The sequence below is a fragment of the Arenibacter algicola genome (genome assembly GCF_018860365.1).
Classification (GTDB): Bacteria; Bacteroidota; Bacteroidia; order Flavobacteriales; family Flavobacteriaceae; genus Arenibacter; species Arenibacter algicola_B.
Genome location: NZ_JAHKPO010000003.1, coordinates 127,541 through 139,577, shown reverse-complemented (window position 1 = coordinate 139,577; position 12,037 = coordinate 127,541). Strand labels below are relative to the sequence as shown.

Here is a 12,037-nt window from a genome sequence, read left to right as displayed (position 1 = left end):
TAAAGAAATCATGAAAAAAATGAAATCTATATATTTAGTAATAGTTTCCTTGTTGTTGATAACATCATGTGATAACGATTTGGATCAAACACCACCTTTATTACTTGAATCCAGTGGTTTGGAGGAATTTGGACCCGTTTTGAATGCGGCGTATTACTATCAGACCGGTGGTTCAACACCAATGGGTGTGATGGGCGACTTTAGGGCCGACAATATGTTGATGTTAGAAAGCCCATATACGGCATTTGACACCTACAATGCAGATTTAGGAGGTTTAGATTTGGTGGAACAATTTTTTAGACCATTCTATAGCAATATGTACAAGGCAATCTTAAGTGCCAATAATGTCATTGAAAATTCAACCAAGCCTAAGGAGATAGCTGAGGCTAAATTCTTAAGAGCTCTGTCCTACTTTAAATTGGTGATGGTTTTTGGTGATGTCACCGTGAATTTATCCCCTACACCCAGCCCTTCCGATTTGTCCATTTTAACAAGACAACCGGCTGCCGACGTGTACAATAACGTGATCATCCCAGACTTTCAGGCTGCAATAGCTGGTTTGGACAATTCTGGATTGGCAAGTGGGCGCGCATCCAAAATCGCAGCTCAGGGTTTTCTTGGAAAGGTATATATGTACAGAGGTAATTTTCCGGAAGCTGCAACAACGCTTGGAACTGTTATAAGCGGTGCTGCTGCCGCAGGGATAAGTCTGGAAAGCGACTTTGCCAACGTTGTAGTCGACGGTAATTCGGAAATCATATTTGCAACCCAATTATCAACTTCAATTCCAAACGCCTATGGCTCAGCCACCACATTTGTAGGATGGTTTACCGGGGCAGATACAAAAGCCCTTACGCCTTTAGACCCACGCTTAATTGCCGCTTTTGACGACAGTAGCGCTGGTGGTGGAGGTACGGATTTAAGAAAGGCGCTTACTATTGATACGGATAATATGAATGGCAGTAAGAAATATACTGGAGCTTTGGAACAGGACTATATAGAATTGAGGTTATCCGATGTTATTCTAATGTACGCAGAAGCACTGAATGAAAATAGCGCTCCTGCATCAACTGTACTTCCATTATTGGATCCTATAAGAACAAGAGCGGGTTTAAATAGTTTAACTGGAACAGTAAGCTCACAAGCTGACGTTAGACAGGCAATTGCTGACGAAAGAAGAGTGGAGTTGGCCCTAGAAGGCCACAGATGGTTCGATTTGGTAAGGACAGGTAGAGTAGATGCGGAAATGGGAGCAACGATTAGCAGTGATTACTATGTGTTTCCTATACCAAACTCAGAAATTCTTGCTAGCGATGGAGTTATTACCCAAAATGATGGTTATTAAAAAGCAGCTAATTATCTTCAGACTAGGGACAACAAAGTATTTGTCAGCTTGTGGTTTTAAAGTCGGAAGTGGAGCCTTAAAAGTAAAGGTATATAAACAAGTGGGACCCCACCCATAAAGGATTGGTAGTTTTAGTTAGTTATTGTTTTAAAATTTACTGGCTTGTTGTCAGGCCAGTAAATTTTTATTATCGCAAAGTTAATGTAACAAGGCAGGAATTATAATTAAGTAATATTTTTCTCGATTGCCTTTTATACCTAAATTTGACACACCAAACTGGTTAACCAATTTACGACATAACAAGATTAGCATGAAAATAGAAATTCTCCCGAAAAACGAAAACGACGCCATTCAAAAAGAGATTATATCCAAGATCAGGGATTATATAAATTACAAGAACCTGGAGCCAGGGGACAAATTACCTTCGGAAAGAAAGCTTTCCGAAAATTTTGAAGTAAGCAGAAGCAACGTAAGGGAGGCTATTCAGACCTTGGAGTTCTATGGTCTGTTAAAATCAAAGCCGCAGAGCGGTACGTTTGTTGCCGATATTGGTTCCGTGGCATTGAATGGCATGATAACGGATATTTTAAGGTTAGAAAAGCCAGATTTCAAATCCTTGGTGGAGACTAGAATACTGTTGGAGCTAAAAACTGTTAGATTGGCAGCTTTGAGAAGATCCAAAGAAGAATTGACAGAAATAGAGGAGGCTTTGGAGGCCTATTCGGCAAAAGTAATGAATGGGGAAGATGCCGTACAGGAAGATTTATTGTTCCATTTGGCCATTGCCAAGGCAAGCGGTAACAGTACGATAAATACATTTATGCTGACTATTACACCAGAGATCATTACCAACTTTACCAAATATCATGTATGCGACAAGAATATCGCTTTTATTGGAATTCAAGAGCATAGGGATATTTATGAAGCTATAAAGAACCAAGACCCCCAATTGGCCAAGGAAAAAATGAAAGTACATTTTAAAATGCTATATCAATATTGTTACAATATTAAAGATTAATAAAAATCACTAAGTGATAAAAACGCACACTTTTATCGCTTTATAAAAAAATAATCTGAAGGGAAATAATACTTGAAATAATACTATGGAATTGAGTAATATTTAAATACTCCTAAAATTTACAGCTATAATTCAAGTATTAAAAAAGCACGGATAATTCATCCGCTTACCCTCTATTGCCTAAAATGACATAGCAACAGAAATACAAACCAAAGCAAAATACTATGAAAATTAAAGGATTACGTTGGTTCATTATCGGTCTTATCTTTTTAGCAACTGTTATTAATTATATAGACAGAAGTGCTTTGTCCATAATGTGGGGCAATGAGAATGTTGAAGGCTCCATATCCCATTCTTTGGGCCTAACCAAAGATCACTATAGCTATATCCTAAATATTTTCATGGTAGCTTATGCCTTGGGACAATTATTCTCGGGCAAACTATTCGATAAAGTAGGTACCAGGATTGGATATGTAATCAGCATTGGTATTTGGAGTTTATCCACCTTATTGCACTCTACAGTAAGAGGGTTTTTATCACTTGCATTTTTCAGAACAACATTAGGATTATCTGAAGCAGGAAACTGGCCAGGTGCCGTAAAAAGCAATGCGGAATGGTTTCCAATAAAAGAACGTGCCATAGCGCAGGGGTTGTTCAATGCCGGTGCCTCCATTGGGTCGGTTATAGCACCACCCCTAATAGCAGTCCTTTTTGTGGCCTATGGTTGGGAAGTTACGTTTATCATAGTAGGGGCCATAGGTCTTTTATGGATTATTCCTTGGCTGTTAATCAATAAAGCGGGACCAAAAAAGCATCCTTGGATAACAGAAGAAGAACAAAAATTTATTTCAGAAGGACAAAGTGTAGCCGATCAAAATGCCACTGAAGACCAAAAAGGACTTAGCCTAAAAGAAATACTTTCTTATAAAGAATCTTGGGCCATTGTAGCAAGTAGATTCTTCTTGGAACCTATCTGGTGGCTCTTTGTGGGCTGGATGCCCATATATTTATTTGACGTGTATGGCTTTAATGTAAAAGAAGTGGGAATGTTTGCCTGGGTTCCTTACGTAGGTGCAGCCATTGGGAGTATTGCAGGCGGCTATGTTTCTGGAGTCATTATTTCAAAAACGAACTCAATAAACAAAGGTAGGAAAACCACTATTTTCATAGGTGGCGTCATAATGGCCTTGGGTCTTATAGCGACTATTTTGTTTGCAGATACCCCAGAAAAATTCGTTGCGATCGTATTTATAGTGTTATTCGGATTTCAGTTTGCCATTGGAAATATCCAAACCTTACCTAGCGACTTTTTTAGTGGTAAATCTGTAGGGTCTTTGGCCGGTCTAGGTGGCATGGTAGGGGTGTTTTCTGTAATTATCATGAACTTTTTAGTACCTGTAATTGCAAAGGTTTCCTATACACCCATTTTTGTGGCCATAGCCATTTTCGTTCCTCTTGGCGTAGGATCTATCTATTATTTCGCAAAGAATATAAAATCAGTAGAATAATTTAAAATTTAATAATATAAAAATTGAAATATGAGTAATTCAAAAGGAAAAGTAGCAGTAATAACAGGAGCTACCGGAGGCATTGGTTTCGAAGTAGCAAAAAGATTGGGCAAAGACGGATACACAGTAGTATTGAACGGTATAGATGATGAAGGAGGAGCTAAAAGAATTAAAGAGCTTACTGCCGAAGGTATCACTGCTGAATATTACGGATTTGATGTTACCAAGGAAGACGAAGTAACAGCAAACATTAATAAAATTGGCAAGAAATATGGAAAAATTGATGTTCTAGTAAACAATGCAGGTGGACTGGGCGGAAGATCCAGGTTTGAAGAAATGACCACTGAATTTTACAGATTTGTGATGGCATTAAACTTGGATTCAGTATTTTTCGCTTCAAGAGCTGCTATACCTTATCTAAAAAAAGGAGATCTTCCTACCATCATTAACTACACATCCATTGCAGGCTGGAATGCCGGAGGGCCTGGAGCAGGAATTTATGGAACATCCAAAGCGGGTGTCCATGCCATAACCAGGGCATTGGCAAAAGACCTTGCCGAATATGGAATTAGAGTAAATGCGGTATCTCCGGGTACCATTGACACCCCTTTCCATACCGAAATTAAATCTACCAAACCAGAAGTATTCGCTTCCTGGAAAAACAATATCTTGTTAGGAAGATTAGGACAACCTGAGGAAGTAGCCTCTGTAATTTCGTTTTTAGCTGGTAAGGATGCCGCTTTCCTTACTGCCGAAACTATCCAAATAGGTGGTGGACAAGGTTTAGGGATTTAAGGAAATAGAAAACAATAAGTAAAAAAGTAATTAAAATCCGGGAATTTATAGGCCGAAAGGCTCTTCCCGGATTTATTTGTATTTACAGATCACATACTTGGCCCACGTCTTTGCAAACGGCACGCTGAATTCTTTTTTCTTGGCCAAAGTATACCGTCTGCTACAGTACCCGGAAGACTACCAAATAGTAATAAAAATATATGGCACAATACACAAGAATAGAAGTAGCAACTATTATGAAGGAAACCGGAATGGTACCTTTGTTCTACCATTCGGACATAGCACTTGGCAAGAAGGTTTTAAAAGCCTGCTACGATGGTGGTGCCAGATTAATGGAATTTACAGCAAGGGGCGACTTCGCTTTCGAAGTTTTCTCAGCACTGAACAAATTTGCCATAAAAGAACTTCCAGGCATGATTCTCGGGGTAGGTTCCATTACCGATGCCGCCGCAGCTTCATTATATATGCAAATGGGGGCCAATTTTATAGTAACCCCATCCCTCAGGGAAGATATTGCAATTGCCTGTAATAGAAGAAAAGTCCTTTGGTCTCCTGGATGCGGTTCCCTTACCGAAATTAACAATGCTGAGGAATTGGGTTGCGAAATCGTAAAATTGTTTCCCGGATCTACTTATGGTCCTTCATTCGTAAAGGCCATTAAAGGACCACAACCCTGGACAAGCATAATGCCCACCGGAGGGGTCACTACTGAAGTTTCCAACTTAAAGGCATGGTTCAATGCCGGCGTAACCTGTGTAGGACTGGGATCCCAACTTATTAGTAAAGAAATATTGACCAATGAGGATTTCGTTGGACTTGAAAATACCGTTCGCGAAACTTTAGGGTCTATAATAAAGCTAAGAAACTAAATTGATGGAAAACCAGACCAAAAAAAATTCACTTTTAAAAAAATTATTGGCTTTGGTTCTGGCCTTTGGCCCCGGAATTTTTGCCATTGGATATACTATCGGTACAGGAAGTGTAACCTCCATGATCGTTGCAGGAAGCACCTACGGCATGCAATTGCTATGGGTTTTGTTGCTGAGCTGCCTATTCTCCGGAATCTTAATGTATTCCTATGGTAATTTCGCCCTGGTCACCGGAGAAACAGCCCTATTTGCTTTTAAGAAGCACCTAAGATGGGGAAAGCTAATTGCCATAATGATAATCATTGGCATTTCATTTGGGCAATGGAATTCTTTAATGGGTATTTTAGGGATTTCCGCCAACATTATCTTCGAGATATTCCTCATCTATTTTCCCAATTTGGAAGGCTTTCAATATGAATCCGTTTTAATAATTGCCATAGTGGTCATTATAATCATGTACGGTTTCCTAATGGTAGGGAAGTATGCCTTCTTTGAAAAAATATTGGTCATTTTCGTCACCATTATGGGACTTTCCTTTTTTATCTCACTTTTTATGGTCTACCCCTTGCCTATTGAAGTCGCTAAAGGATTAATACCGTCCATACCCAAGGTGGAAGGAGGTAAAATGATGGTGGCCGCCTTTGTAGGTACCACCATGGCTGCTGCTACTTTTTTATCCCGACCTTTATTTGTTAAGGGCAAAGGATGGAATATCAACAACCTTAAGCAACAAAAAAAGGATTCCATAATAGCCGCCTGTCTTGTCTTTGTTATTAGTGCATCGGTCATGGCCGTAGCCAGCGAAGCTCTGTTTCATCAAGGTCAACCGGTAACCAAAGTATTGGATATGGTAAACACCCTGGAACCGGTCGCTGGAAAATTCGCATTGACCCTGTTCTTCTTCGGGACTTTAAGCGCTGGTCTGTCCTCTATATTTCCCTGCCTATTGATTGCTCCTATCCTATTGGCCGATTACCAATCGGGGGAATTGGACACCACTTCCAAACAGTTTAAGATAATTACGGCCGTTGCATGTCTATTTGCCCTAATTGTTCCTGTTTTTGGCGCCAACCCTATAGAAATGCAAATTTTGTCCCAAGTTTTTAATGTATTTGTATTACCCCTGGTAATACTTGGAATTATTTTACTGATTAATAATAAAAAGCTAATGGGCAAATACAAAGCAAGTGTTTTCCTAAATATAGGATTATATGCCGCTTTTCTTTTTTCAATTATTATCTCTTATAATGGGATTGTGGCCCTGTTGGACTTCTTTTAGGGAGCCCTAATAGATGCTATAAATGTTTTACCCTAGATTCATATTTTTGATAGAGCGCCTCATTGTCCGCCTCATCTATGTTCTGACTTTGAAAAACGGAGACATCCACACCTCTGTCCAAATTAATTTTTATGGCTTCGGTCGAGATTATGTTTACAATGATCATTCCCAGTACCGAGGAAGCAGGACCTATAAGAAGGTCGTTTATGGCGATAACCCCATCCCCGGATGGAACACAATTATCAATGACCAAATCCGCAATCTGATATAATTTCTTTCCGCTAGAATGCCTGGAAGGATACTTTTTGGACTGCTCCAAAGAGGTGATCGCTATTGTACTTAACCCTTTCTGCTTTGCCTTCATAGCCATCTCCAAGGGCAAGGCATTTCTTCCCGAATTTGAAACAACAATCAACACATCCCCTTTATTAAATTGATACTTATTCCAAAGTATTTCGGCAAGTCCACTAATTTGTTCCATTTTAGCCGATCTTCTTGCCCCGCTGGCCATAAGCACCATATCGTCCATAATGGCATTTACGTTGGCCAAATTGGAGGCCCTGCCAAACATTTCCATCCCTATCATTTGGGAATGACCTGTGCCTATGGTGTGAATTATGCCATCATTCTTGATAACATCCGCTACAATATTAGCGGCACTGACCAATTGATCCTTCTGTTCAGTGGACATTTTATTGATCAGTAATTTTATTTTATCCAAATATTCGAACATAGGAACAATTACATTTAGTTATTGAAGGAAACCATATGTATTACTATCGGGATGTACTAGCACGTCTACCAATAATGCCAACTAAGGTTTCCAAAATCCAATATAAAGAATAAAATCATAGCCACCTGAAGGTATAAAGATATATAATCACATTATTGGCCATAGCATTGGGGGTAAAGCAGTATTGAAACAGTAATGGCATTAAAACCTAAACCATTCACTGGACTCCTATAAGGCACGTACCCGAAGCTCGGGGTATTAAACCCTCCCAAGATCTGGTATTATACCGAAAACCCCGCCTTTTGGCGGGGTTCGTTCGACTATCGTATTCCAATGCGCCTGCGGCTTTTAAAATACGGGTCTCACGAACAAAAAAAAGCCTATCAAACGATAGGCCTTAGGTCTTAGGAAATTAAAAAAGTATATATTAAATAACTTTAACGTTTACTGCGTTTAATCCTTTTTTTCCTTCTTTTAGTTCAAACTCAACTTCATCGCCTTCGCGAATTTCGTCGATTAAACCAGAGATGTGTACAAAATGTTCTTTGTTAGAACCTTCTTCTGTGATGAACCCAAATCCTTTGGCATCGTTGAAAAATTTTACTGTTCCTCTACTCATTACTAAAATTTAAATTAATTACTTATTGTGAATCAAATATAGTTCCAAAAGTTTGAACCACAATCATTTATAGCCAACAATTTTAACATGTATTTAAAAAAAAATCGCTCAGCCCTTTAAAAGCTTACTTTTCAGGGGTTTTGAAAATTATAAACTCTACCCTTCTATTCTGTGCCCTACCCTCTTCATCCTCATTATTTCCTAGTGGTTGCGCTGCTCCAAAACCATTGTAGGTAATTCTTTGGCCGGCCAAACCCAATTGGATCAACCTATTTGCCACTGCCATTGCACGTTTAACAGAAAGGTCTGTATTGTAGGAAGAAGTACCCAAATTGTCTGTATATCCATTGATTACAATGTTCAAAGTACTGTCTGATTGCAAATAATTGTAGACGCGCATTATCTCATGAGCGCCCTTTTCCCCTAGATGGGACTCATCAAAATTAAAATGAACATTTTCAAAAATATGGGCCTCGTCCAAGGCATAGGTCTGCATTCCCTCATCAACATATACCATATCCAAAAAATAATAGGCCCCATTCACATTTTTTTTCTTTACCAATCTCTGTCGCCTTGTAGAAGCATTGTTCTTAAAATTACCAATAGTAATAAACTGCTCGCCGCCCGCAGCAAGAAAATTGGTAGAAATCTTGGTCCATGCATTGTCATCAGTTATAAATTCGTTGCCCAAAATTTCAATTATGGTAAAATTATTTCCTTCTATTTTGGAAAGCTGCCATTTAGTGAGTCCCTTTTTTATTTTAACCTCTATTGGTTTTGTAGACAAAAGGACATCAAAATCACGAACAACATGATCCGAATTCTCGGCCAAACTAATATAAAAGGACACTGTATAGGTAACCCCTTGCTTTAAAGGCTCCTTTAACTCTCCTTGGATATATTCCCTGTAATCTTCAGGGGCATACATATAGAATCCCAGATAGGCGTTCCCAAATTTTGCCGTCTGCTCTCCCATAAAATTGGTGGGCACCCCCATGCTAAGACTACAGCTATTAAAATAATCAGTAGTTCCCTTAGTAGGTACGGACCAATATTTAAGGTCTTCCCCAAAGTTCCCTAAATGATCCGGGCATTCCAAAAAAGATTCAAAACTTGGATTTTCTACTAGGTTTTGGGACATGGCCCTACCGAGGCATAATACGGACAAAATCCCTATCCAATTTCTACAACCTACAGCGATTTGCCTCATACTGAACAAATTGTATGTAAAACTTATTGGCAGAAAGAATCCCTCACGGACAAAAAGTTTAAGTACATTTTATCAAAAATAAAAAAACATCCCCATATTCAGGGATGTTTGTAATACCTATGGACAAATACAACTGTCTGATCTATATAACTATTAGGATTTATTTCTTTTCCCTTTCAACGAAAATGAGCCTTCTGTAGAATTGGCCTTACCATTTATAACATCATCCTTCACTTGCAAGGAAACCTGCACTTCTCCCCCTTCAATATAAACCGAAAAGTTTACTTTATTCTCATTTACCTTTACTTCCGAAGCCGTCAAGGTATTATAATTTACCTTTACCACTACCTTATACCCCTCTTTGTCCTTAGTAATAATTAACAAACCGGCACTATATTCATAAGGAACATCCTCCACTGTATATTCCCATGTTCCGATTGGAGATTTATACACTTCTTCTAGCACTTCGGTTAAATTATTGGGACAATAATGACTATGACCTGAGTTTACTGCCAAAAGCGACGTACTACCCGAAACAAAAAAAAGACAAGCGCAAAACAATTTTCCAATATTTTTCATTCTTATAAAATTTTATAATTAATAATTATCTAGACAACAAAATAAAGTTATACACAGACCAGCACTACTTTGAAAAAAATCTTAAACCCAGGCAGCTGTATCGCAGAATTTCAGCTCAAAAAATGGGACAAGAGGTCCCAACGCTATATAACACCCATATAATGGCAAACCTCCTAAAAACAAAAATACCTTACTGCCTTTTTTGCTTCCCGAGATAGAAAACTAAAGGCAGAAGGTACATTTACGGCGATCATAAAATACCACGGGGTTTTTGGCAGATCATGAGCAACCGCTAATTCTAAATATTCTTTTTTATCTATAGATCAAATTTGTACGTGGCTCCGGCCAAAACCTGGAAACCCTGTACTTGATAATTATTCCAACGCATATAATTCTGGTTGGCTATATTATTTGCCTTTGCAAAAACTGACAATTGCTCGTTTATGCGATAGCCAATATGCGCATTGGCATCAAAATAGCTATCCAAGGTAACTGGAGTCATTGCAAAATCTGCCGGTAAAGTTCCCGGAGAGGCCACCGTATAAAGGTCATCGCGTTCCCCTACATAAAACAAATTGGCACCCATGAACCACTTCTCCCCTATTTGATAATCCATAAACATAGCGGCAGTAAGACCTGGTAGGTTCCAAGCAGGATTATCGGTTTCCGTATCGTAATCATATACTTGGGCATTTATCCCCAGGCTAAAATTACGGTTTATATCTACGTTTAATTCACCAAAGACTCCTAAGGTCTTTACATCATCATAAAACACCTGGAAGCTATTACCATAGAAATACCCTTTTTCGTCTGTCCTGGAGGTATTTTCAGGATTTAGCAAAAATAGTGGTTTTCTATTTTCCGCCATATAAGAGCCCTTTAGGTTATAGCTAAGATTAGGTAATAATTGTCCTTTTAAGCCTATGTAGGCATCATATTGTTGGTCTGTAGGTTGCATGTCCAAAGTTGGGGAAACGTATGGGTTCTCTTCTACAAATCCATAGAACGAGTTTTGCTTTAACTCACCCTCTACCCCACCGTAAGCTATGGCTACCTCATCCAACAAACGATAGGATGCCGTTATTGTGGGATAAATATAAAAGTTGCCCTCACTGTTTTCCAAATCCATGCCATACACTAAATTTACGCCCAGATTAAGCGAAAGATCATCCCCTAAAATATTAATATTGGGATTTATACCAACTTGTAAATGCGAATAATCTATTCCGGGAACATTGGAATCATTGGCCACTTGACCATTTTTAAACTTACCCCCCAAATAATCTACCTTGGCCTTAAGCGTCAATAACTCATCTCCCAAAGGGAATTCGAAGGCAGGCTTTAGCACTGCCCTATTTTCACCTGATTTAGTGGAATCCCAAAATCGTCTATAGTACAAATTGGCACTCTTAAAAAAAGAATCTTCCATTTCCACAAAACCACCTGCAAATGCATTAAAATAGTTCTGTTTTTCATCTATGCCGTTCACTAGTTCCTCTGTATAATATCCATTGGGAATTCCGTACCAATTATATAATTGATGTTGTGCCCCTATATTGGCTCCCCAACTTATATCCCTGTCCCTTTTGGTATAATTGGCGTCCAATTTGGTATTATAAAATATATTATCCAAAGCAGTTCCGTCTATTTCTCCCCTTGAGGAATGGTGGTTTAGGCTTACATCCAATCTTTCATCCCTATTTAGGGCACTACTGGTATAAAAATCAGCCAAAGCGTTATTATAGTTGCCCAGACCTATTGATGCATAGGAGTTATATATTTTTTCCGGAGGCAGTTTCTTCACACCTGAAGCTTTACCCTTGGAAGGAGTAAAAGTAGAGGCAACAGGTACAGAAAATATGCTGTATTTGATTGGCTTTTTTTGCAAAACAATGGAATCGTTCAAAGTGGGGACCGACTTCACCTTAAACGCGTCCGAAATGGTAGGTGCATAGGCCTTTACCACTGTCACCGTTTCCGTACCTAAATCTTTTTTATCGTCCTGTGCCAATCCGATTTGTAGAAAACCTAGAATAGCAAAAATGGATATTTTTATGTGCTTGTGCATATTGTGTTCTTTTT

11 protein-coding genes are annotated in these 12,037 nt (G+C 38.8%); 6 read left to right on the top strand and 5 right to left on the bottom strand.

Annotated features, from left to right (window positions below; genetic code table 11):
- Positions 1-10 precede the first annotated feature (10 nt).
- The 6 genes from KO529_RS02545 to KO529_RS02520 all read left to right on the top strand — a co-directional run bounded on the left by KO529_RS02545 (position 11) and on the right by KO529_RS02520 (position 6,814).
- Positions 11-1,345: a RagB/SusD family nutrient uptake outer membrane protein gene (locus KO529_RS02545; RefSeq protein ID WP_252734284.1), complete on the top strand. Its 1,335-nt coding sequence runs from the start codon at positions 11-13 to the stop codon at positions 1,343-1,345.
- Between the two features lie 310 nt (positions 1,346-1,655).
- A complete protein-coding gene (locus KO529_RS02540) occupies positions 1,656-2,363 on the top strand; it encodes a FadR/GntR family transcriptional regulator (protein ID WP_215946364.1) in 708 nt (235 codons plus the stop codon).
- A gap of 224 nt (positions 2,364-2,587) precedes the next feature.
- The gene (locus KO529_RS02535) at positions 2,588-3,871 is read left to right on the top strand and encodes an MFS transporter (protein WP_215946363.1); all 1,284 of its coding nucleotides are present in this window, start codon (positions 2,588-2,590) and stop codon (positions 3,869-3,871) included.
- A gap of 30 nt (positions 3,872-3,901) precedes the next feature.
- Positions 3,902-4,666, top strand: coding sequence for an SDR family NAD(P)-dependent oxidoreductase (locus tag KO529_RS02530; protein WP_215946362.1), 765 nt, complete (start codon positions 3,902-3,904; stop codon positions 4,664-4,666).
- A gap of 200 nt (positions 4,667-4,866) precedes the next feature.
- Positions 4,867-5,535, top strand: coding sequence for a bifunctional 4-hydroxy-2-oxoglutarate aldolase/2-dehydro-3-deoxy-phosphogluconate aldolase (locus KO529_RS02525; protein ID WP_215946361.1), 669 nt, complete (start codon positions 4,867-4,869; stop codon positions 5,533-5,535).
- Between the two features lie 4 nt (positions 5,536-5,539).
- The gene (locus tag KO529_RS02520) at positions 5,540-6,814 is read left to right on the top strand and encodes an Nramp family divalent metal transporter (RefSeq protein ID WP_215946360.1); all 1,275 of its coding nucleotides are present in this window, start codon (positions 5,540-5,542) and stop codon (positions 6,812-6,814) included.
- A 16-nt stretch (positions 6,815-6,830) separates the two neighbouring features.
- Here KO529_RS02520 and KO529_RS02515 read toward each other — a convergent pair whose 3' ends face one another.
- The 5 genes from KO529_RS02515 to KO529_RS02495 all read right to left on the bottom strand — a co-directional run bounded on the left by KO529_RS02515 (position 6,831) and on the right by KO529_RS02495 (position 12,023).
- On the bottom strand, positions 6,831-7,547 hold the full coding sequence (locus tag KO529_RS02515; RefSeq protein WP_215946359.1) for a sugar isomerase domain-containing protein: 717 nt from the start codon (positions 7,545-7,547) through the stop codon (positions 6,831-6,833).
- A gap of 427 nt (positions 7,548-7,974) precedes the next feature.
- On the bottom strand, positions 7,975-8,166 hold the full coding sequence (locus KO529_RS02510; protein ID WP_031442744.1) for a cold-shock protein: 192 nt from the start codon (positions 8,164-8,166) through the stop codon (positions 7,975-7,977).
- Positions 8,167-8,290: 124 nt separating this feature from the next.
- The gene (locus tag KO529_RS02505) at positions 8,291-9,376 is read right to left on the bottom strand and encodes an OmpA family protein (protein WP_252734283.1); all 1,086 of its coding nucleotides are present in this window, start codon (positions 9,374-9,376) and stop codon (positions 8,291-8,293) included.
- 153 nt (positions 9,377-9,529) lie between these two features.
- Positions 9,530-9,955: a hypothetical protein gene (locus KO529_RS02500; protein ID WP_215946358.1), complete on the bottom strand. Its 426-nt coding sequence runs from the start codon at positions 9,953-9,955 to the stop codon at positions 9,530-9,532.
- Positions 9,956-10,271: 316 nt separating this feature from the next.
- Entirely contained in the window at positions 10,272-12,023 is a 1,752-nt protein-coding gene (locus KO529_RS02495) for a TonB-dependent receptor domain-containing protein (protein ID WP_215946357.1), read from the bottom strand.
- Positions 12,024-12,037 lie beyond the last annotated feature (14 nt).